The organism is Microlunatus sp. YIM B11417 (assembly GCF_059617205.1).
The window spans coordinates 86,900-108,832 of record NZ_JCAMPJ010000003.1; the positions used below are offsets into that span (position 1 = coordinate 86,900).

At 68.9% G+C, this 21,933-nt stretch carries 15 protein-coding genes and 1 riboswitch; of the genes, 10 read left to right on the forward strand and 5 right to left on the reverse strand.

Annotated elements, in window-relative coordinates; all coding sequences use genetic code 11:
* The first annotated feature begins 36 nt into the window (after positions 1–36).
* Positions 37–456 carry a permease-like cell division protein FtsX gene (locus AC6CCG_RS15565; protein ID WP_496655485.1) on the forward strand — a complete coding sequence of 140 codons (420 nt, stop codon included), beginning with the start codon at positions 37–39 and terminating at the stop codon, positions 454–456.
* A 12-nt stretch (positions 457–468) separates the two neighbouring features.
* Here the strand turns inward: AC6CCG_RS15565 and AC6CCG_RS15570 are convergent, their stop codons facing one another.
* Both AC6CCG_RS15570 and AC6CCG_RS15575 read right to left on the reverse strand, forming a co-directional pair.
* On the reverse strand, positions 469–2,250 hold the full coding sequence (locus tag AC6CCG_RS15570; RefSeq protein ID WP_496655486.1) for an ABC transporter ATP-binding protein: 1,782 nt from the start codon (positions 2,248–2,250) through the stop codon (positions 469–471).
* Positions 2,243–4,048: an ATP-binding cassette domain-containing protein gene (locus AC6CCG_RS15575; protein ID WP_496655487.1), complete on the reverse strand. Its 1,806-nt coding sequence runs from the start codon at positions 4,046–4,048 to the stop codon at positions 2,243–2,245. Before AC6CCG_RS15575 ends, AC6CCG_RS15570 begins: the two co-directional genes overlap by 8 nt.
* An 86-nt stretch (positions 4,049–4,134) precedes the next feature.
* Between AC6CCG_RS15575 and AC6CCG_RS15580 the strand changes: the two genes are divergently transcribed.
* The 4 genes from AC6CCG_RS15580 (at position 4,135) to AC6CCG_RS15595 (ending at position 6,566) form a co-directional block, all read left to right on the forward strand.
* A complete protein-coding gene (locus AC6CCG_RS15580; protein ID WP_179748449.1) occupies positions 4,135–4,383 on the forward strand; it encodes a hypothetical protein in 249 nt (82 codons plus the stop codon).
* A gap of 77 nt (positions 4,384–4,460) precedes the next feature.
* Positions 4,461–4,736, forward strand: a complete 276-nt coding sequence (tatA, locus tag AC6CCG_RS15585; protein ID WP_496655488.1) for a twin-arginine translocase TatA/TatE family subunit — start codon at positions 4,461–4,463, stop codon at positions 4,734–4,736.
* A 99-nt stretch (positions 4,737–4,835) separates the two neighbouring features.
* Entirely contained in the window at positions 4,836–5,672 is an 837-nt protein-coding gene (gene tatC / locus AC6CCG_RS15590; RefSeq protein ID WP_496655489.1) for a twin-arginine translocase subunit TatC, read from the forward strand.
* Positions 5,673–5,675: 3 nt separating this feature from the next.
* Positions 5,676–6,566 (forward strand): diacylglycerol/lipid kinase family protein, encoded by an 891-nt coding sequence (locus tag AC6CCG_RS15595; RefSeq protein ID WP_496655490.1) that lies wholly within the window; start codon positions 5,676–5,678, stop codon positions 6,564–6,566.
* A gap of 128 nt (positions 6,567–6,694) precedes the next feature.
* Here AC6CCG_RS15595 and AC6CCG_RS15600 read toward each other — a convergent pair whose 3' ends face one another.
* A complete protein-coding gene (locus tag AC6CCG_RS15600) occupies positions 6,695–7,426 on the reverse strand; it encodes a M23 family metallopeptidase (protein WP_496655491.1) in 732 nt (243 codons plus the stop codon).
* Positions 7,427–7,770: 344 nt separating this feature from the next.
* Here AC6CCG_RS15600 and AC6CCG_RS15605 point away from each other — a divergent pair, with 344 nt between their 5' ends.
* Positions 7,771–9,444, forward strand: a complete 1,674-nt coding sequence (locus tag AC6CCG_RS15605; protein ID WP_496655492.1) for a right-handed parallel beta-helix repeat-containing protein — start codon at positions 7,771–7,773, stop codon at positions 9,442–9,444.
* Positions 9,445–9,520: 76 nt separating this feature from the next.
* On the opposite strand, the gene glyA is transcribed toward AC6CCG_RS15605, so the two are convergent.
* Positions 9,521–10,783: a serine hydroxymethyltransferase gene (gene glyA / locus AC6CCG_RS15610; protein WP_496655493.1), complete on the reverse strand. Its 1,263-nt coding sequence runs from the start codon at positions 10,781–10,783 to the stop codon at positions 9,521–9,523.
* 24 nt (positions 10,784–10,807) lie between these two features.
* A riboswitch (ZMP/ZTP riboswitch) is annotated at positions 10,808–10,900 on the reverse strand.
* A gap of 116 nt (positions 10,901–11,016) precedes the next feature.
* On the opposite strand from glyA, the gene AC6CCG_RS15615 reads away from it, so the two are divergent.
* From AC6CCG_RS15615 to AC6CCG_RS15630, 4 genes are all read left to right on the forward strand, one after another.
* Complete coding sequence (locus AC6CCG_RS15615) at positions 11,017–12,213, forward strand: acyltransferase family protein (protein WP_496655494.1); 1,197 nt, start codon at positions 11,017–11,019, stop codon at positions 12,211–12,213.
* 328 nt (positions 12,214–12,541) lie between these two features.
* On the forward strand, positions 12,542–15,400 hold the full coding sequence (locus AC6CCG_RS15620) for a DEAD/DEAH box helicase (protein WP_496655495.1): 2,859 nt from the start codon (positions 12,542–12,544) through the stop codon (positions 15,398–15,400).
* A gap of 964 nt (positions 15,401–16,364) precedes the next feature.
* Complete coding sequence (locus AC6CCG_RS15625; protein ID WP_496655496.1) at positions 16,365–17,069, forward strand: hypothetical protein; 705 nt, start codon at positions 16,365–16,367, stop codon at positions 17,067–17,069.
* A gap of 1,875 nt (positions 17,070–18,944) precedes the next feature.
* A complete protein-coding gene (locus AC6CCG_RS15630) occupies positions 18,945–20,789 on the forward strand; it encodes a serine/threonine-protein kinase (RefSeq protein ID WP_496655497.1) in 1,845 nt (614 codons plus the stop codon).
* On the opposite strand, the gene AC6CCG_RS15635 is transcribed toward AC6CCG_RS15630, so the two are convergent.
* Positions 20,773–21,927: a Cmx/CmrA family chloramphenicol efflux MFS transporter gene (locus AC6CCG_RS15635; protein WP_496655498.1), complete on the reverse strand. Its 1,155-nt coding sequence runs from the start codon at positions 21,925–21,927 to the stop codon at positions 20,773–20,775. The genes AC6CCG_RS15630 and AC6CCG_RS15635 overlap by 17 nt on opposite strands.
* Positions 21,928–21,933 lie beyond the last annotated feature (6 nt).

Below are 21,933 nucleotides of genomic sequence, written 5' to 3' on the forward strand. Positions count from 1 at the left end.
CGAAGCAGGGCGGGGTGGTGGCGCTAGGCTGCCGAAATGCGACGTCTGGCCCTGGCCTTCCTGGCGGGTGCGCTGGTGCTGGCGGGCTGTTCGCTGATCCCTGCGCCGCCACCGACCGTTCCGCCTTCGTCGGCTCCGCCCGGACCGACCAAGATCGTGGTGCGGCTCGGCGACGATGTCACCGAGGTGCAGAAGGCGGCGATCCCGGACCGGTTGAGCGCCCTGCCCGGCGTGGCCGAGGTCAGGTACGTGTCACGGCAGGAGGCGTACCGGACGTTCAAGGAACTCAGCCGGGAGAAGTCCGGCCCGGTCGACGGCATCGGGCCCGAGGACCTGCCGGAATCGTTCACGGTCACGCTGGCCGACCCGGCCGCCTCGCTCGCGGTCGTGCGGACCGCACAGGGCCTCCCCGGCGTCCAGGAGGCCACCGCCGTCCCGACCGCGGCGCCCTCCTGAACCGCCGACGGGTCAGCGGTAGGCGCGGGCCTGGAGCTCGAAGAGCTCGGCGTAGTGGCCGCCGGCGGCGAGGAGGTCCTCGTGGGTGCCCACCTCGAGGATCCGGCCATGATCGAGAACGACGATCAGGTCGGCCATCCGGACCGTGGAGAAGCGGTGTGAGACCAGGACGGTGATCCCGCCGGTCTCCCGGGCGGCGGCCGCGGCGCGCAGCGCGAAACGTTCGTAGAGGGCGTGCTCGGCCTCCGGGTCGATCGCGGCGGTCGGCTCGTCGAGCAGCAACAGCAGCGGCCGGTCCCGCATGAACGCGCGGGCCAGCGCGACCCGCTGCCATTGGCCGCCGGACAGATCGACGCCGCCGCTGAACTGCTTGCCCAGTTGCGTGTCCAGCCCGTGCGGCAACCCGTCGATCACGGTCTGTGCGTCGCCCTCGACGATCGCCCGGCGCAGCGCGCCCGGGTCGTCCAGCCGCTCGAGATCACCGATCCCGACGGCCTCCCGGGCGGTGAACTCGAACCGCGCGTAGTCGCTGAACGCCGCGGACAGCTGCCGCCGCCAGCCGTCCGGCGTGATCATGGTCAGGGCCAGCCCGTCGATGATCACCTCGCCCTGGGTGGGGTCGTACATCCGGGCGAGCAGCTTGACCAGCGTGGTCTTGCCGGCCCCGTTCTCGCCGACCAGGGCGACGCTGGTGCCGGCCGGGATGCTCAGGTCGAGATCGGTGATCACCTCGCGGTCGGTGCCGGGATAACAGAACCCGACGCCGCGCAACTCGATCCCGGTCGCGATCCGCGCCGGAGCAGGCGTCGTGCTGTTCGACCAATCATGCTCGCGGGCGAACCGCCGCACCGCCTGGTAACGACCGAACCGGCGCAACGACTCGGAGAGCTGCGACATCAGCGCTCCGGCGCCGCCAGCCGCTCCGGCAACGGTGGGCGCGAGCAAGATCAACAATGCGACGTCGCCCGGACGAAACTCGGAGTCGCCGAACAGCAGCCAGCCGAGCGCGCCCAGGAAGACGAGCGCGAAGATCAACTGGCCGCCGAGCTTGACCGCGGCGGCCTTCCGCTGGGCGGTTGCCTGCACCCTGTTGATCGTCTGGACCTGGCGCTGGACCCGGTCCAGCAGGACGTCCTTGAGGCCGAAGGTCCGCAGTTCCATCGCATTGGCCGGACTGCGGCAGATCCGGACCAGCTCGTGCACCTGCCGGGCGTTCGGCATCATCGCGGTGGTCGAGCTCCAGGTCAGCGTGTTCGAGATCCGGGCGGCCACGACCTGGACGACGCCGACGATCAGCAGGCCGAGGAAGGCCGGGTGCAGGCTCACCAGCAGCAGGCTGACCGTGACCAGGCTGCTGCTCGTGCCGAGGGCGACCAGGACGATCCAGACGGACTGGCCCATCATCCGGGACTCGGCTCGCAGCAGCGCGACCTGGTCGGCGATGTCCGGTCGTTCGTGCTGCTCGATGCCCGGGATGCCGGCCACCAGGTCGGCCAGGTCGGCGTGGAAGGACCGCTGGGTACGGTCCTCGAGGAGCGTGCCCAGCGGCCGGAGCGCAGTCATGAAGAGCAGTGACACGGCGAAGCAGCCGAGCACCAGCCAGAGGGCGACCCAGATCAGGCCGGGGTTCCCGTTCGGACTCAGGCTGTCGACGACGAGCTTGACCGCGTACGCCTGCACCGGCTGGATCGCCGAGCCCAGCACGTTGAGGCCGATGGCCAGCGCGCACAGCCCAGGCGCCGCCTTGAACGCCGTCGCCAGCCACAGGCGCACCGCGCCGAGTTGATCACTCATCGCCGGCCCCCTCCACCGCAGCGGTGTAGCGGGCCGCCTGCAGGCCGAACATCCGGGCGTACTGCCCCTGCTGCCGGAGCAGCTCAGCGTGCGTACCGGACTCGACGATCCGGCCGCCGTCCAGGACACAGATCCGGTGGGCGTCGCGGACCACCGAGAACCGGTGCGAGATGATCATGGACGTGATCCCGGCGGTGAGGTTGAGGTACTGATCGACCAGGCGGGCCTCGGCCCGGACGTCGAGCGCCGCGGCGGGCTCGTCCAAGATCAACAGCTTGGCGCCGCAGTCGACCGCGAACAGGGCCCGGGCCAGCGCGACCCGCTGCCACTGGCCGGCCGACAGGTCGGTGCCGCCGGTCCACTCCTTGTCCAGCACGGTGTCCCAGCCGCGGCCGAGGTCGGGCAGCAGGTCGGCGACCCCGGACCGTTCCGCGATCCGGTCCCGGTCCGCGTCGGTCAGTGCCCGCCGGGCGCCGAGCGCGACGTTGTCGTCCAGCGACAGGGGGTAGCGGGCGAACTCCTGGATGATCGGTGCGACCTGGCGCTGCCAGCGGGCCAGGTCGTCCGGCCCGAGCGTGGCCAGGTCGACGCCGTCGACCATGACCCGACCGGAGGTCGGCGGGTAGATGCCGGCGATCAGCTTGGTCAGCGTGGTCTTGCCGGCGCCGTTGACGCCGACCAGGCCGAGCGCCTCGCCGGCCCGGATCTCCAGGTCGAGGTCGGTGAAGACGTCCCGATCGCTGCCCGGGTAGCGGAAGCCGACCTGCTCCAGCCGGACGTACCGCGCGGGCGCCTGCCCCAGGTCGGCCGGCTCACCGGCCGGGTGCGGATGCCGCTCGGCGATCACCGCCGGCAGGTCCATCATGGCCCGGTAAGCGGCGACACCGCGGGCCACCAGTGCGGCGATCTCGGGGGAGCCGCTGCTGCTGATCGCCAGGATCGCCGTGATCGAGCTGGCCACCGCCGCCAGGCCGAGCCGGCCGGACTGGGCCGCGACGATCACCCAGGCGACGGCGCCCGCGTTGACCAGCACCGACAGCACCAGCGGCGCCGAGCCGAGCAGGTAGCCGCGGCGCCGGGACCGCCACAATTCGTCCATCGCGGCGGTCCAGAACCGCAGATAGCGCCGCACCAGCCAGTCCCGCAGCCCGAACACCCGCAGTTCGGTCGGCGCGTCGCCCAGCGCCAGCTCGAACGGATACAGCGCCTTGCGCTCGCTCTCGGTCGTGTTGGCCCAGGCGGCGACCTCGTCCCGGACGAACCGGACCCGCCACTGTTCCGCGATCAGCACCACGACGACCAGGCCGGCAGCGAGCCACCACTCGGTCAGCGCGCCCAGCAGGACCGCTGAGGAGAGCACGGTCAGGCGGGCCCCGAGCAGGTTCGGCACCTGCCCGAGCGACCAGGTGATCTGGTAGCCGCCGGTCCCGGCCGCCCGCTCCGCCTGGTCCAGGACGACCGGGTCCTCCACGTGCGCGACCCGGGCGCCGCCGGCCATCGGCCCGGCCATCCGGAAGTAGACGTCGAGACCGGCCAGGTTGCCCAGCCGGTGCGCCGAGGCGGACTGCAGCGTCGGCAGCGCCTTGGTGAGCAGGAACAGAGTGGCGAAGGCCGTGAACAGGGCCACCATGGCGGAGCGGTCGGTGACGCCGGCCAGGAACGCGGGGACCGCGGCGACCACGAGGCCGATGGTCAGCGTGAACAGGGCCTGCGCGACGGCGTCGGCCACGGCCAGGGCCACCACGATCACCGTCGATCCGCGCGCCACTCGCCAGCCGTACCGCAGCAGTGTCAGCACTCGGACACCGTAACGATTCAATGTCCACCCCGCGAACGATTTCGCGGACTCCTTGCCGCACCGGCTCAGTGGATTAGGGTGGCCCCGTGCCATGGCCCTGGATCTTCATCGGAATCGCCGTCGGGGGCCTGGTCATGCTCGTCTGTTTCGGGGTGTGGTTGGCGCACAAGGCGTCGGACCTGTTCGCCGAGCTCCGGGTGCTGGCCCAACGGGCCGGCCAGGGAGCGGAGCTGCTCAGCCGGATCGAGATCCCGGACGGGCGCTCGTCCGGTGAACTGATCTACCCGGATCACGATCCAGACGTGGTCGTACGCCACCGGGTGCCGACGACGTAAGATGACGACCAGAGGCGTGGCTAGCGTCACAGCAACGTGAGGCAACCCACGGACGGAAAGAGGAAATCATGACCCCAATGGCATTTCCCCTCGGGCCCACCGAGTTGATCATCATTCTGGTCATCGTGGTCCTGCTCTTCGGGGGCTCGCGGCTGGCCGGGCTCGGCAAGAGCACGGGACGCGCGCTGAAGGAGTTCAAGGAGGAGACTTCGGGGCTCCGCAAGTCCGACGAGGACAAGGCCGAGGCCGAGAAGCCCGCCCCGGACGCCCGTGCGGCGGCCGAACTGGACGCCAAGTCCACCGACGTGCGTGCGGCCGAGCCGACCAACGCCGAACTTCGCAAAGACGCCTGATCGCGCCCTGCTGCCGTGGCGTTGTCCCTCAAGTGGCGGCCCTCTCGGATCAATCTGAGCTGGCTCAAGCCGCCCAAACCGGCGTCTCCGGACGGGTCGATGACCCTGTTCGAGCATCTGGCCGAGCTCCGCTATCGGCTGGTGATCTGTGTGCTGGCCATCCTGGTCGCCTCGATCGCCTGTTTTGCCTTCAATACGTGGCTGCTCGAATTGATCACGGCGCCGTACCACACGGCGATCGCGGCGCTCAAGGTCGAGCGGCCCGACATCCAGGCCGAGCTGGTGCTGAACGGTGTGAGTTCGCCATTCACGATGTCGCTCGCCGTCGCCGGTCTCGCCGGTCTGATCATCTCTTCGCCGGTCTGGCTCTATCAGGTCTGGGCGTTCATCGTGCCCGGCCTGCTGGCCAAGGAGAAGAAGTGGAGCCTGATCGTCGTCGGCGCGGCGGTCCCGCTGTTCCTGCTCGGCGTCGGCATGGGCTACTTCGTGATGCCGCAGGCGATCAAGATCCTGATCGGCTTCACCCCCGAGGGCGCGGGGATCAACAACCTGCAGTCGCTGCAGGACTTCCTCGGCTTCATGATCAGGCTGATGGTGATCTTCGGGCTCGCCTTCGAGGTCCCGCTGTTCATCGTCATGCTCAATGTCGTCGGCGTGCTGCCGGCGAAGATGATCTCCAAGTACCGGGCGTACATCATCTTCGCGATGTTCGTCTTCGCCGCGATCGCGACGCCGACCCCGGACGCGTTCACCATGCTGTTACTGGCCCTGCCGATGACGGTGCTGGTGATCGTCTCCGAGTTCATCGCGTACGCCCTCGACCGGCGCAAGGGCAAGCTCAACAAGAGCGAGGACTCGGTGGACCACAGTGTCGACGACGACGCGGCGCTGCGGCAGCTCGAGGCCGAAGACACCGGCGACGACGAGAAGAAGTGATCGGTGACGCGCCGCGTCACGCTGGTCGTCAATCCCTCCTCCGGCAAGGGCCGGGCCCAGGAGTTGCTGCCGCAGGTGGCCGGCCGCCTGCGTGACGGCGGCCTCGACCTGACGATCCAGCTGAGCCGCGACTACGCCGAGGCCCGGACCCTGATCGACGCCGCGGCCGCCGCCGGCGGCGTCGTCGCCGTGATGGGCGGCGACGGGATGATGCACCTGGGGCTGAACGCGGTCGCCGAGCGGTACGCGAGCGGCGACGAGACCGTCGCGCTGGCGATGATCCCGGCCGGCACCGGCAACGACCTCTGCCGTGGGCTCGGCCTGCCGCCCAATGACGCGATCGGCGCCACCCAGTTGATCGTCTCCGGCCGACCGTCCCTGGTCGACGTGATGGAAGTGGCCGGTCGCCGGATCGGTACGGTGCTCGCGACCGGGTTCGACGCGATGGTGAACCGGCGGGCCAACGCGCTGGCGTACCCCAAGGGCTCGCTGCGCTATCCGATCGCGACCCTGGCCGAACTCCGCGTGTTCTCGCCGCTGCGCTACCAGCTGGTGATCGACGGCGAGCCGCGCGACCTGGACGCGATGCTGGTCGCGGTCGCCAACACCAGGTGCTACGGCGGCGGGATCCAGATCTCTCCGGATGCCGACCCGCGGGACGGGCGACTGGACCTGACGATCATTCATCCGGTCGGCCGGTTCCGGCTGCTCCGGCTGCTGCCCAAGCTCTACACCGGCGACTTCGTCACCGACCCGTGCGTGGAACGGCTGCAGGCCACCGAGGTCCAGGTCGACGGCCCGGGCCTGGTCGCCTTCGGCGACGGCGAGCTTCTCGGCGCGACCCCGCTGACCGCAAGGATCGCCCCCCGCGCCCTGCCGGTCTTCACCCCCTGATATTCCGCCGACCGGTCACAAAAGCAGGCGTTCTGGCGGCGTGTCGCTGCACAACTGACCGGTCGATCGCCGGTGACACAAGCGCGCACAGACCTGTTCGACGCGAATCCGCCACGGCGCGTTGTGCGCTACGGGCGGCGCAGGGCGAGCAGGTCGGTCGGGTCGGTGGCGGTGCTGAGGCCGCCGTCGACCGCGCGCTGCTCGAAATGCAGATGGCAGCCGTCCGGGGCGCCGAGGTCGCCGGTCTCGGCGATCGGCTGGCCGGCCCGGACCCGGTCACCGGGCCGGACCAGCACCTTGCGCGCGTGGCCGATCAGGACATCGACCTGGCCGTCGGCGGTCACGACCCGGAGCCGGAAGGCCTTCTCTCCGTACGCGGTTCCGGGCCGGCCCGGTCGGGCCGGCTCGACCACCCGGCCGGCGACGCCGGCTCGGAGCGTGGTGCCGCAGGGGAGGGCGATGTCGATGCCGTGGTGGAAGCCCTGGTCGCCGTCGCAGCGCTCGTCGGGGGTGTAGTACGGGGCGTCGGTGCAGCCGAAGTCGATCATGATCCGGCGGGCGCCGTCGAACCAGGGCGAGCGATGCCTGGACCGGTCGTCGGAATAGAACCGCCATCGCGGGTCCGCCCGCTCGGTCGGGGACTCCGACGTCCGGGACGGAGCGGGCGCGGAGGGCGATGGCGACGGTGAAGGGGCCCGGGGACTCGGGGACGGCGTCGCGGACGGGCGCGAGGTCGGGCTGCTGCTCGAGGCGCCGCCGGGACCCGCGCCGGAGTCGGTCCGGGACGGGCACCCGGACAGTCCGAAGCCGCTCGCGGCGATGATCAGCATCACCGCGACGGCTCGACCGGACCCGTGCATGACGTCGAGGCTAGCCTCGACCCCGGGTGTGTCGGCCCCCGCACCCGCTGATCGGTGAGCACCCGCCGAGTCCAGCTCGGCACTAGACCGGACCTGGGTGAATTTCGCCGCGGCTGACCGGCGGGAATTCACTCAAGGATGGCCGGCGCCGGGGCGACCCGACCGAGCTGCCGTGCGTTGGATCGTGGGACAGGGGTTCCGAAATCGTCGGTTCGATGTTGAATGGATCAGGCACATAGTGGATATCTGTCCCATATAGACACGGTGAGGTGTCGATCGTGAATCATTCAGCGCGTTTCGGTCGTCGCGGGTTTGTCGCACTCGGCGGCACCCTGGTGGGTGCCGTGGCCCTGACACAGCTCGGGGCCTGGCCCGCCGCCGCTGGCCCACGGATCCTGCACGTTCGCGATTTCGGCGCCCGGCCGGAAGACGACACCGACGACACGGCTGCCATCCGGGCGGCGATCGCGGACGCGCTCAGCTCGGGGCGGCCCACCGAGATCCGGTTCGACACGGGCACCTACCGGCTGCGCCCCGGCGCCGAGCTCGGCGCGAGCCTGCCGATCACCGGCGCGTCCGGGCTGACGCTGACCGGCGCGGTCGGTCGGGACGGACGGCCGACGACCCGGCTGCTCAGCCTGATCCCGCTCGCGAACGACCTCGCCCCGGCGACCCAGTTCCAGCTCACCGACTGCCGCGACCTGACCCTGCGCAACCTGATCTTGGACTACGCGCCGCGCGCCACCACGTCGGGGGAGATCGTCGCGGTCGACGCCACCGCCGATCAGGTGACCGTCGACGTGTTCGAGGGCAACGCCCACTTCGACGGCATGCGCTGCTATTCGGCGAACAGCTGGGACCTCGCCACCCGACAGCTGAATCACGTGGCTCCGTTGACGATCGGCGCGAACCCGGACCAGTTCGCCAACGTCTGGCACAGCGTCCCCGGCGGTTCCGGCCGGCGCTACACGATCACCGGCTTCGGCTTCTCCGACCGGGTCCGGCCCGGCGACGGCGCGTCCTGGCACTTCAACGTGGTCGGCGGCTCGTACAACGTCTACGCCCTGGGCTGCCGGGACCTGCGGCTGGAGAACCTGATGATCAACAACGCGATCGGCGCGGGCATCCTGGCCGGCTACGGCCACAACCTGACCTGCCGGGACGTGACCTTCGCGCCGGACGGCAACGATCTTGCCGTCGGCCCGCGCGACGCGATCCACCTGTCCAACAACACGGGCCGGCTGGACTACCGTGGCGGGCGGCTGGCCGGGGTGCGCTGGGATCCGCTGGTGTCGCGGAGCTCCTTCGTGCGGGTCGCCGCGATCGAGAACGCGCGCAAGATCACGATCGCACCGGCCTCGGCGGGCTCACGGCCACTGCCGTTCCGGACCGGCGACGAGCTCACGTTCTGGTCCGGCCCGGTCCCGTCGACCGTGCGGATCGCCGCCGTGACGCCGGTCGACGAGGCGGGCTCGGCGTTCCTGATCATGCTGGACGCGGACCTGCCGGGCACCGTCGCCGTGGGCGGCCTGGCCACCAGTTCGGGCCACGAATGGGATGAGGCGCGGATCGCCGCGGCGACGATCGACGGCAACATCGGCACCGCCCTCGTGTTCATGAACAAGAACCTCGTCGTCGAGCAGTGCCGGTTCGCCAACAACGCCTACCACGACATCGGCTTCGGTACGACGAGCGGACCGACCGGCTCGTTCGCCCGCAACGTGATCGTCCGGAACAACGTCTTCGCGGGCTCCGGCTGGGTCCGCAAGTACACGAAGTTTCCGTCCAGCGGGGCGATCACCACGCTGGCCAACAACGGGGCGTTCACGACGCAGCCGTACAACAGCGGAATCGTGATCGAGAACAACCGGTTCAGCGATCTGACCGAGCCGTTCCAGGCCGGTGTCTACCTGCGCAACGCGCGCGCCGTGACCGTGCGCGGGAACAGCTACCGCCGGGTGGCCGAGCCGGTGGTGGTGGACGAGGCGTCGACGGAAGGGATCACGGTGGAGGACTGACCGGAATCCAGCCGAAGTCGGCGGCTTCGGGCGATCCGGAGCCAGATCTCGCCGAGTCGGCTGGATTCCGGTCACCTCAGCCGGGGAGTCCAGGCGCCGGGTGCGTGGCCATCAGTTCGGCCACCTCGCCCCGCACGGCGGTGATCGTCGCCTCGTCGTCGGACCGCGCGGCGGTGATCACCCGGTCCATCCAGTCCGCGATCGTGATCATGTCGGCGGTGCCGAGGCCGCGGGTGGTGGCGGCCGGCGTGCCGATCCGTACCCCGGACGGATCGAACGGCTTGCGGGTGTCGAACGGCACCGTGTTGTAGTTGGCGACGATCCCGGCCCGGTCCAGTGCCTTCGCCGCGGCCTTGCCGCCGATGCCGTTGCGACTGAGATCGATCAGGATCAGGTGGGTGTCGGTGCCGCCGGAGACCAGGTCGTAGCCGAGCTCGAGCAGCCGGGCCGCCAGCGCCTTCGCGTTGTCCACCACGGCTCGCGCGTAGTCGGCGAACTCCGGCCGGGCCGCCTCGCCGAGCGCCACGGCGATCGCGGCGGTCGTGTGATCATGCGGTCCGCCCTGCAGGCCGGGGAACACGGCCCGGTCGATCGCCTTGGCCCGGTCGGCGTCGCAGAGCAGCATCGCGCCGCGCGGCCCGCGCAGCGTCTTGTGCGTCGTGGTCATGATCACCGGCGCATGGCCGGCCGGGGAGGGGTGGGCACCGCCGACGACCAGACCGGCGATGTGCGAGATGTCGGCGGCCAGCAGTGCGCCGCTCTCCCGGGCGATCTCGCCGAACGCGGCGAAGTCGATGGTCCGCGGGATCGCCGTACCGCCGCAGAAGATGATCTTGGGCCGCTCGGCCAGGGCGAGGTCACGGACCTGATCAAGATCGATCCGGCCGTCCCGCCCGACCCCGTACCGGACGCCGCGGAACCAGCGCCCGGTGGCGGAGACGTCCCAGCCGTGGGTCAGGTGGCCGCCCATCGGCAGGCCCATCCCGAGGATCGTGTCGCCGGGTGCGGCGAAGGCGAGGTAGATGGCCAGGTTCGCCGGCGAGCCCGAGTACGGCTGCACGTTGGCATGATCGACGCCGAACAGCCGGGTGGCCCGCTCGGCCGCCAGCCGTTCGACCCGGTCGACGACCTGGTTGCCCTCGTAGTAGCGGCGGCCCGGATAGCCCTCGCTGTACTTGTTCTGCAGCACGCTGCCGGACGCGGCCAGCACGGCGGGGGAGACGTAGTTCTCGCTGGGGATGAGCCGCAGCGTGCTCGCCTGGAAGTCCTCCTCGGCGCGGAGCAGTTCCGCGACCTCGGGGTCGGTGGCGAGCTGGTCGGGGGATGCGGTGAGCGTCATGCCAGGGTCCTTCCGGTCGTCGAGACCGGATGCCCAGGCGGGCGGCATCACGTTGGAGGTACGTCATCGCGGCTCCCTCCGGGTTCACTCCCGGGTACGCCAGTCACCGCGACGCCATGATCATAGCCAACGTCCCCTTCGACAGGCTCAGGGCGCGTCTCCATCGAAGGTTGCAGGCGGGATGGATCCGATGGCCGATGTGGGTACGGCGGCGGATGCCTAGCGTCGTCGAGGTGACGACGACCTCCTCCGAACCCACCGCCTCGAAACCGTCGACCACGACGAGACTGCACGGCCTGGACGCCCTGCGGGCCGGGGCGCTGCTGCTGGGCATCGTGCTGCACGGGCTGATCCCGTTCCTCCCGGCCGGCGGCTGGCTTGTGGTCGACCGCTACCAGAGCGAGGCCGCGCTGGCCGTGGTCTACCTGATCCACCTGTTCCGGATGGTGCTGTTCATGACGCTGGCCGGCTACTTCGGCCGGATGGTGCTGCAGCGCCGCGGCGCCGGAGCCTACGTCCGGGACCGGGCGCTGCGGATCGGCCTGCCGGCGGTGGCGTTCTGGCCGCTCGCGGTCGGGTCGCTCGCCCTGATCGCCATCGCGGCCGGGTCCCTGGACACCGCCGAGGCGACCCAGGCGTCCCCCGACCTGCCCGGACCGCTGGCGGTGCTGATGCCGGGGCACCTGTGGTTCCTGGTCACCCTGCTCCAGCTGGTGCTGGTCACCGTCGCCGGTCGCGCGGTGCTGGTACGGGTGCTCGGCCGGCAGCGCTGCGCGGGGATCGCGGACCGGATCGGCTCGGTGCTGGCGTCGCCGGCCGGGCTCGGGATCGCCGCGCTGCCGTACCTGATCGGGCTGGTGCTGCAGGGCCAGGGCGGGGACCTCGGCATCCAGGAACCGCCGACCATCGTGCCGGTCCCGGGTGCCTCGGTGGCCTACCTCGGCGCGTTCCTGACCGGCTGGTTCCTGCAGGCCCGGGCCGACGCCCTGCCGCGGCTGGGCGGGCGCTGGCCGGTGCTGCTGGTGCTCGCCACGGTGCTGTCCGTGCTCGGCTGGTTCGGCCCGGACGTCCTGCCACCGCTGGCCAACTCGGCGGTGGCGGCGCTGGCCGGCTGGTCCTGGACCTTCGGGCTGCTCGGTCTCGCGGTGCGGACGCTGCGGCGGGAGCGGCCGGTCGTGCGTTACCTGGCCGACGCCTCGTACTGGATGTATCTGCTGCACCTGCCGCTGCTGACCCTGATCGAGCTGGGGTTGCGCGATCTCGCCTGGCCGATTCCGGTGAAACTGCTGATCGCCTGGGCCGGCTGCACCGCGGTGCTGCTGCTCAGCTACGACGTGCTGGTCCGGTCGACCTGGATCGGTCGCTGGCTGAACGGCCGTCGGCACGAGTCCGTACTGCTGGCCAGAAGGACGGGATCCCGTCGTCGGTGATCGGCGGCTGGTAGCCGGGCGGCCGTTCACGTTCCGGCGGCTCCGGCCGGGGCGGCGGATCGGTGATCTCGGTGCCCGTCAGCAGTCGCCATCGCGCGCGGGTGTTCTCGGCGCCGAGCCGCTGGGACAGCAGCTGGGAGGTCCGCGGGCTGAACGACACGTGCAGGGACGGCTCCTCGGCCGAAACAGCTCCAGCGCGGCCGCCGGGACCTGACAGAAGGGCCGGTGGTACCGCCACACGGCGTCGTCCGGACCTGGCACCTCGGGCAGGGCTCGGGGATCTGTCACGTCACGACCCTGAGTCCGGGTTGGTACCGTTGGCGACGACATGGAGCAGGCGAGTTCAGATCCGGCCGCGGCGTACGCCAGGTTCCGGCAACGGCAGCTGAGCCCGCTGCTGGCCGAGTTCGCGGGCGGTTACGGCTTCGAGCTGGACGACTACCAGCGCGAGGCGTGCGCCCACGTCGAGACCGGGTCCGGGGTGCTGGTGGCGGCGCCTACCGGGGCCGGCAAGACGATCGTCGGCGAGTTCGCGGTCTTCCTGGCGCTGCGGAGCGGCCGGAAGTGCTTCTACACGACGCCGATCAAGGCCCTGTCCAACCAGAAGTACGCCGACCTGGTCCGCGCCCACGGGGCCGCCTCGGTCGGCCTGCTGACCGGGGACACCTCGATCAACTCCGAGGCGCCGGTGGTCGTGATGACCACCGAGGTGCTGCGCAACATGATCTACGCCCGGTCGGCGACGCTGGCCAACCTCGGCTACGTGGTGATGGACGAGGTGCACTACCTGGCCGACCGGTTCCGCGGCGCGGTCTGGGAGGAAGTGATCATCGGGCTGGCCGAGTCGATCCAACTGATCGCGCTGTCGGCGACCGTGAGCAACGCCGAGGAGTTCGGCGAGTGGCTGGCCGAGGTGCGCGGCGACGTCGCCGTGGTCGTCTCCGAGCGACGGCCGGTGCCGCTGTTCCAGCACGTCATGGTCGGCCGGCGGATCCATGATCTTTTCGCCGACGTGGCGCCGACCGCGCAGGCGACGCCGCAGCCCGGCAAGGCCGAGGTGAACCCGGAGTTGATCAAGATCGCCCGGGACGAGGGCCGCCGGGTCCGGGACGACTCGCGGCGGCCGCGCGGCCGGACCGGCAAGGGCAAGCGCACCGTCTCGTACGGCAGCGGACGGTACGGCGGCGCCGCGCACAAGCGATTCTCCGACGGTGGCGGGGGACGCCCGTCGCGGGCCATGGTGCCGAACCGGCCCGACCTGGTGGAGCGACTGGACGCCGAGGCGCTGCTGCCGGCGATCGTGTTCATCTTCTCCCGGGTGGGCTGCGACGCGGCCGTCGGCCAGCTGCTGGCGTCCGGCATCCGGCTGACCTCGCCGGAGGAGCGCCGGGAGATCTCGTTGATCATCGAGCGGCACGTGTCCGGGCTGAGCGGCGCCGACCTGCGCGCTCTTGATCATGGCCGGTTCGCCGAGGCGCTGGAGCGGGGGATCGCGGCCCACCACGCCGGGATGCTGCCCGCCTACAAGGAATGCGTCGAGGAGGCGTTCGTCCGCGGATTGATCAAGGTCGTGTTCGCGACCGAGACGCTGGCGCTCGGGATCAACATGCCGGCCCGCAGCGTGGTGCTGGAGAAGCTGGTCAAGTACAACGGCGAGTCGCACGCCGACATCACGCCGGGCGAGTACACCCAGCTGACCGGCCGGGCCGGCCGGCGCGGCATCGACATCGAGGGTCACGCCGTCGTGCTCTGGCAGCCGGGCCTGGACCCGCGTGCGCTGGCCGGGCTGGCCTCGCGACGGACGTACCCGCTGAAGTCGTCCTTCGCGCCCACCTACAACATGGCGGTGAACCTGGTCGGCACCGTGGGCCGGGAGCGCGCCCGAACGCTGCTGGAGCAGTCCTTCGCGCAGTTCCAGTCGGACCGGTCGGTGGTCGGCTGGGCCAGGACGCTGGCCAAGAACACCGAGGCCGTCGCCGGCTACTGGGAGGCGGCCGAGTGCGACCGCGGCGACTTCGCCGAGTACGCGAAGCTGCGCGCCGAGATCTCCCAGACCGAGGCCGAACTGGCCCGGAGCCGCAAGTCCGACCGCCGGGCCGAGGCGCTCGAATCGTTGTTGATCTTGCAGCCGGGCGACGTGGTCCGGGTGCCGCAAGGACGGAGCCAGGGCTGGGTGGTGATCATCGACCCGGGCACCAGAGATCGCAAGGGCTCCAGCGATCCGCGGCCGCTGGTGCTGACCGAGGACCGGCAGGTCCGTCGGCTCAGCCTGGTCGACTTCCCGACCCCGGTGAAGGCGGTCGGGCGGCTCAAGATCAACAAGCGGTTCGACCCGCGCGAGCCGGCGTCCCGGCGCAACCTCGCGGCGTCGCTGCGGGCCAAGCTGGCCGGAGTCGATCTTGATCCGCAGCGGCACCGGGTGCCGGCCGACCCGGAACTGACCGAGCGGATCGGCGAGCTTCGCGAGCAGCTGCGGAACCACCCGTGCCACGACTGCCCGGACCGGGAGGCGCACGCCCGCTGGTCCGAGCGCGCCCTGCGATTGGAACGCGAGGTCGCGCAGACGGAACGCCGGATGGCCTCGCGGACCAACACGATCGCGAACCGGTTCGACCGGATCTGTACCGTGCTGCAGTCGCTCGGCTACCTGGCCGAGGGCGACGAGGTCACCGACGAGGGCCGGATGCTGGCCCGGATCTACAGCGAGTTGGACCTGGTCGCCGCCGAGTGCATCCGGGCCGGGGTCTTCGACGGGCTCAGCCATCCGCAGTTGGCCGCGGTGCTGGCGTCGCTGGTGTTCGAGGCCCGGCGCAGCGACGACGGGGTACGGCGGCCGCGGATGCCGGACAGCCGGACCGACGCCGCGATGACCCAGTTGCGGCGGATCTGGCGCGAGGTGTCCCTGGTCGAACGGGACGCCCGGCTCGAGCCCGGGCCCGAGCCGGACATCGGCTTCAGCCAGGCCGCCTTCTCCTGGGCCGCGGGCCGGCCGCTGTCCGCGGTGCTCACCGACTCCGGCCTGACCGCGGGCGACTTCGTCCGCTGGGTCCGCCAGGTGATCGACTTCGCCGACCAGGTCGGGCATGCCGCCGGCCCGGGCGAGCTGCGCGACACGGCGAGGACGATCGTCACGTCGATGCGGCGGGGCGTCGTCGATTTCGTACCGGACGATTCGGACGACGTCTGAGCGAAGCCTGGGCCGGACGAGATTCGATCCTGCTGCTTGCGTAGTTCCGAGCCAGCTGAATTGTATGTTCAAGGCCTGCTGAGGCGACGCTGCGACCTCTTGTGGCCACATGCTGTGACACGGTACGGTTTCGCTACATGTCATAACGCTTCTGGGGGATCAAATGGATGAATCGGTTGGGCGAATTCTGCAGAGAATGCTCCTCGTACTTACGTTCATTGCTCTGGTCGTGGCGCTAATCATCGGTACATCTCCGCAGCGAGGTGTAGCAGAAGATCAGGATGGCCGACTTGAGAGCGGCGAAATGGCATACTACTACAATTCAGACTGCAAGACAGCCTTGCTGGATTTTAGGGGCGATGTGAGGGATCTGGATGGATATCGTTTCTGGGGAACTCACCTCCCTGTGAAGAATAATGCCGCCTGTGTGTACAATTTTGCGCCCAGATGGAAGGTGACAATCTTTTACAATAGCCAGTATGATTGCCGCGTTGCTTGCGTATCGTACTATCCGTATATGAAGGAGAATCTTCCGCCGAAAATGAAGAATCAGAATGCGTCGCATCGCTGGTCCTCTTTAGGTTGATCTTGGAAACCACCCAGTGACTATTCTATGAATTCTGCACACGAGTCGGGTGTCTCCTGCCCTCATCCGAAATTACTCGGGGTTTCGATGGTGTCTACTTCTGGACTTCGGGGCGTGCTAAAATGCGCGCTAGCAGGTCTCATGTCTATTCTTCTTATGTCGTCGGCGTGCAGCGCGGAACGGTCGCAGGTGTTGAACGACGAGAATCCCGGGGGGTCCTTAGAGACTAGTGAACGTGGGTCGGCTAGCGAGATTGACGGTCGGTACCGGGACGGCGTAGTGCCTCCTAGCAGGTTTCCCCTGGATGCATATCGCTTCCAGCATGACTACGAATCAATGCTCGTCGGTCTCGCGAGGCAAGTCCTGGTATCCAAGTGCATGTCGGACCAATCTTTTGTGTATGAAGTGGACAGTGAGTCGGAAATTTCTGATCAGAATTGGTTCTTTTGGATCAACTACTACGGAATCACTTCTCGACAGCAAGCCATCGAACTTGGTTACGGCTTGGAGTCAGACGTGCCATCGGTTGCAGAAGGTGACGATCGTGCGGGATACCGAAGAGCACTTGTTGGAAGAATGGCGGACGCGAATTCGAACATCCCGGAGAATGGGCGGGATGATGAGTTTGGATGTTCCGGAAGCGCATTGCGCCAGTTGGGAATGTCGCCTGATGGGCAGGTTGATCCTGTGTTCACCTTGCCAAATGAACTGGTATTCGAGTCGGGCATGGATTCAAAAGATGATAAGCGTTTGATTTCCGTGGGAGAGCGGTGGAGGAAGTGCATGCAGGGAAAGGGCTACGCTCGACCGAACCTGTGGGTTTCAGTCGGCGGCATTCGATACGATCGCTTGATTCGGACGCCGCCATCTGAATCTGAAGTCGACGAAGCGCTGGCTGATGTTGAGTGTAAGGCAGCGACTGATTACGTAAGAATCGCTACTATGGTCCAATCTGAATATCAGGCCCGGGCTGTTCTGAGGAACCGTTCTGAGTTGTCATCGGCTCGGCGGCTGCGGAACAAAATTGTCGCACTGTCCCGGAAGGTAGTTGGGGCGTACAAGAATGGCGATTTCGGGCGTTAACTGGTGGCAGACTCAATCTGCCGCCGAGTCGTCATGGGCGGAGCTTGGCCGGCCGATATTCCGGGCTCGCAACATTGGCCGCCGGAGGTCCGTGGACCGCGCTCGACCCAGCATTGTGCACGGTGCTAGGTCGATCCGGCCGACAGGGTGACCGCCCAGCAGCTGGACATGCTGCTGATCCCTCCCTCGAACCGGCGCCGGTTGTTATCAGATCGCCGCGTCCGCGCTCCTGTGTCACGCGGCCAGTCTAGGAAATGGGCCAGCCGGCCGGGTTGACGTCGATCACCGCGCCGTCGGATTTGCCTTTCGACGACCGGTTCCGACTTATCAAGCGTCCTCGGTTCGGGCGCGATGGGGCCGGCCGATTTGGGATGGCCTCGGGTCCCGGGTTCACCGTGATGCTGCGGACCCGAGGCGTGGGCGCTCGCCCGGATCCACCATCCGCACGCCGTCACCACTCACCACATCGTCGAGCTGCCGGCGAGCCCTATCCGTGGCTGGTGATGGAACTGGTCCGTGTCGGCACCCTGGGGTTCAAGCTCGCCGGGCCCTGGCGCCGGACGTGGTGGCCGAGCTGACGTGTGGGCTGTGGGGCACGCTGCGGGCGGTGCACGCGGCCGGGATCTGTCACGGCTGTGTGAAGTTCGGCCAACGTGTTGTTGTGGCCGGACGGGAGTCCGGTGCTGACCGATTTCGCGATCGCCGATCGGCGGACACGTCGCGGCTGACCGGGTGGCCGGCCTGCATCGCTCCAGCGCGGCTGTGCGGCTGCGAGGGCAACGCTGCCTCGGACCTGCCAACGTGAGCTTTGTGGGCTGAGCTCGAGCAGTGAAGATCCTACGGTGGTCGACGCTGCGGCCTCTTGTGGCCACATGTTGGTATCCGGTATTTTGGATCCTATCGAATTCTGCGTTCTCTGGGGGATAAGTGGATGAACGGCCTGGGAGGACTCTGCGAAGAGGTCTCCGTATATTGTTGCTCACTGTTGCCGCGGTGATCCTAACTACCGGCACGTCTGCACAACGAAGTTCCGCACAAGATCAAGACGGCCGTCTTGAGAGTGGCGAGATGGCGTACTTCTACAATTCAGGCTGCAAGACAGCCATGCTAGATTTTGTTGGTTCCGTGGAGGATCTGTCAGGTTATCGATTCTACGGTACTAGCCTGCCCGTCAAGAACAATGCTGCGTGTGTGTGGAATTTCGCGGATAGGTGGCAGGTGACAATCTATTACAATAGCCACTATGATTGCCGCGTGGCGTGCGTGGCGTACTATCCGTTCATGAAGGAGAATCTTCCAGCCACGATGAAGAACCAGAATGCATCGCATCGTTGGTCCTCGTTTGGGTGAGATTGAACGCGATTGGTGATCATGAATGTTGCACAGGGTTCAGGCGGTGGCATCACAAATTCTGAATGTTCTGGGTCTTGATGAGTGTCAAGGCTCGGAATTCAGTGCACACTCAAACGTGCATTAGCTCCCGTAGTCGTTGTGATTCTGTTGCCCCGGCGTTCAGGCCTGAACGGCAGGCATTGGAGGATGGGAATCCGCAAGGATCACTAATCTCTAATCATCGACAGCCGCATAACAGTGAGGTCGAGGGTAGATACGGAGATGGTGTCGTGCCTCCAACCGATTTCCGTTGGATCGGCCTTTCTGGCATGACAACGACTCATTGCTTGTCGAACTCACGAGGCAAGTCCCGATATCCAAGTGTACATCGGACCAGTCATTTGAGTACGCGGTTGATCACGAGGCCAAACCTTTCTGGCCGGAATAGGTTCTGCTGGACCAACCACCATGGCATCCGGAGACTCGGAGACACCGGGACGTGTACCGCGGGTTTCGCGTGCGCCCTCCCGTAGGCTGACCCGGGTGACACAGGAGCGCGGGCCCGGTGATCTGATCGACCACCGGTTCCGACTGATCGAGCGCCTCGGTACGGGGGCGATGGGCGCGGTCTGGCGCGCCCTGGACGAGGTCCTGCAGCGCGAGGTGGCGCTGAAGGAGGTCCGGCCGGCCGATCCCGGGCTGCTGGCCGACCCGGATTTCGCCCAGATGCTGCGAACCCGGGTGCTGCGCGAGGCGCAGGCGCTGGCGCGGATCGATCACCCGCATGTCGTCGCGATCCACAACATCGTCGACGTGCCCGGCGAGTCGCATCCGTGGCTGGTGATGGAACTGGTCCGCGGCGGCACCCTGGAGGACCGACTGGCCGCGGGACCGATGCCGCCGCATGAGGTGGCCGCGATGGGCCGCGGGCTGCTCGGGGCGTTGCGGGCCGCTCATGCCGCCGGGATCTGTCACCGCGATGTGAAGCCGGCGAACGTGTTGCTGCGGCCGGACGGCCGCCCGGTGCTGACCGACTTCGGGATCGCTGATCTTGCCGACACGTCGCGGCTGACCATGACCGGTGAGCTGACCGGGTCGCCGGCCTACATCGCCCCCGAGCGGTTGCACGGCAGCGAGGGCAACCCGGCCTCGGACCTGTGGTCGCTGGGGATGCTGCTGTACGTGGCCGTCGAGGGCGTCCACCCGTTGCGGCGGTCCACCGCGGTGGAGACCCTGGCCGCCGTGATGTCCGGGGTCGTACCCCCGGCCACCCGGGCCGGGGCCCTGGGCCCGGCGCTGCGCGCGGTGCTGGTCGCCGATCCGGCGCACCGGGCGACCGCGGAGCAGCTGGAGCCGCTGCTGGTCCGCGCGCTCGACGCCGGCGCGTCCCAGCCGGGCGCACCCAAGCCGGCCTCGCTCGATCCCGGCGCATCACCGCAGGGCGTGTCCCAGCCCGGCGCACCCGAGCCTGTGCCGCTCAAGCCCGTCGCGTCCCACACCGCTGCATTCGAGTCCACCCAGTCCGGGTCCGGCCAGTCCGAGTCCGGGGCGATCGGGTCCGGACGCCCCGGGCCAGCGGCGTCGCCGGCCTCGGCGACCCCACGGTCGCCGGCCACCGCGGGTCACCCCTCGTCCGCCGGCTCCCCGGGCCCGACGGCCGCAAGCGGGGGCTCGCCCGCCGAATCGTCGCTGACCGGTCACCCCGCGAAGGACGCCACCGTCTCGAGTTTCGCCACCACCCAGCGCCTGGCCGTCCAGCCGCTGCCCCGGGAACGACGACGCCGGCCGCGGATCGCGTTCTGGGCGGTCGCCGGGGCGCTGGTGCTGGCGCTCATCGTCGGCGCTGCCCTGGCCGGGCCCGTCCTCGTCCCGCGGTTCCAGGCGGCGTTGGCGGGCCAACCGCCCAACAGTGCGGAACCGACGCCGAGCACCGAGACCACCGAACCGGTGAACCTGCACACCGAGGCGGGCATGGAGCAGTTGATCAAGGCCCTCGAGGAGGTCGCCGGCACGACCGAGTTCAGCCATTTCCTGGTGTACGAGGACTCGGCCCTGGCCAGCGTCCCGGTCGAGGACGGTACGGACACGGTCGACACCTACCTCTATCAGGACGGCACCGCCAAGTTGTGGCAGTCGGGTCCCGGCGAACCGGACGCGCGGAGGGTCGACGTGTCCGAGATCGACTGGGACGTCCTGCCCAGGCTGCTGAGCCGGGCCGACAAGAACCTGAAGACCGACAAGTCGACCACTCGGCAGGTGTCGGTCGAGTACGACTCCTTCTACGGCACCCGGGTGATCAAGATCCTCCTGTCGGGCAAGGCCGGCACCGGTGGCAACCTGGTCGCCCACCTGAACGGGGAGATCATCGACATCACTCCGACCGAGTAGCCCGTTCGGAGGTCCGGACGTGCCGGCAGAGCACCAGCGCGACCGCGACCAGGCCGGCGGCGATCCAGGCCGGCCCCTGCAGTCCGAGACCGGTGCCGAGTGAGAGCCCCGCGACGGCCGGTCCCACCGCGGCCCCGACGTTGAGCGCTGCGGTCGCGTACGCGCCGGCCATCGTCGGTGCTCCGGCGGCGGCATAGAGCGCCCGCGCGATCAGCGTGCTGCCGACGCCGAACGACAGCGTGCCGAGCACCAGCACGAGAATGATCAACGCGACCGGGTGTGCCCCGGCGAGCGCCAGGGCGATCCAGCCCGCCAGCAGGGCCGGACCGCCGACCATGATCACCAGCCACGGCCGTCGGTCGGCCAGCCGGCCGGCGATCGTCACGCCGGCGAAGGAGCCGAGGCCGAAGATCATCAACGTGACCGGGATCCAGACCGGGGCCAGCCCGGCCAGGTCCGTGACCACGGGAGCCAGGAACGTGAACACGCCGAAGGTGGCCGCGTTGACCAGCGCGCCGACCAGCAGGGTCATGATCAACTGCGGCCGACGCAGCCGACCCAGCTCCGGGCCGAGGTCGAGGGACTGCCGGTCCGGGTCGGGCAGCCGTACGGCCAGCACGCCGACCACCGCCGGCACGCACAGCACGGCGATCGCCCAGAACGTGGCCCGCCAGCCGAACCCGGTGCCGAGCAGCGCGCCGCCGGGTACGCCGGCGACGGTGGCGAGCGTCGTACCGGCGAGCAAGATCGACAACGCGCGGCCCTTGCGGTCGGCCGGCACCAGCGAGACGGCCGTGTTCAGCGCCACCGCCAGGAAGCCGGCGTTGGTCACCGCGGCGATCACCCGGGTCGCGAACAGCACCGCGAAGCTGTCGGTGAGCGCTCCGGCGACGTGGGCCAGCAGGAACAAGATCAGAAAGCCGGCCAGGGCGGTCCGGCGCGGCCAGGTCCGGGCGAACACGGCCATCAGCGGGGCACCGGCGACCATGCCGATCGCGAAGGCCGAGGTCAGCAGCCCGGCCGTACCGACGCCGACGCCGAGGTCGGTCGCCAGCGCCGGCACCAGACCGGCCAGCATGAATTCCGAGGTGCCCATGGCGAACACGGCCAGGGCGAGCAGGTAGAGCGGGAAGGGCATGACAGA

Excerpts from the sequence above, each read along its gene's own strand:
- AC6CCG_RS15635 (WP_496655498.1), bottom strand. The coding sequence starts at position 21,927 with ATGCCCTTCCCGCTCTACCTGCTCGCCCTGGCCGTGTTCGCCATGGGC.
- AC6CCG_RS15600 (WP_496655491.1), bottom strand. The coding sequence starts at position 7,426 with ATGCACGGGTCCGGTCGAGCCGTCGCGGTGATGCTGATCATCGCCGCG.
- AC6CCG_RS15570 (WP_496655486.1), bottom strand. The coding sequence starts at position 2,250 with ATGAGTGATCAACTCGGCGCGGTGCGCCTGTGGCTGGCGACGGCGTTC.
- tatA (WP_496655488.1), top strand. The coding sequence starts at position 4,461 with ATGGCATTTCCCCTCGGGCCCACCGAGTTGATCATCATTCTGGTCATC.
- glyA (WP_496655493.1), bottom strand. The coding sequence starts at position 10,783 with ATGACGCTCACCGCATCCCCCGACCAGCTCGCCACCGACCCCGAGGTC.
- AC6CCG_RS15565 (WP_496655485.1), top strand. The coding sequence starts at position 37 with ATGCGACGTCTGGCCCTGGCCTTCCTGGCGGGTGCGCTGGTGCTGGCG.
- tatC (WP_496655489.1), top strand. The coding sequence starts at position 4,836 with ATGACCCTGTTCGAGCATCTGGCCGAGCTCCGCTATCGGCTGGTGATC.
- AC6CCG_RS15620 (WP_496655495.1), top strand. The coding sequence starts at position 12,542 with ATGGAGCAGGCGAGTTCAGATCCGGCCGCGGCGTACGCCAGGTTCCGG.
- AC6CCG_RS15625 (WP_496655496.1), top strand. The coding sequence starts at position 16,365 with ATGTCGGACCAATCTTTTGTGTATGAAGTGGACAGTGAGTCGGAAATT.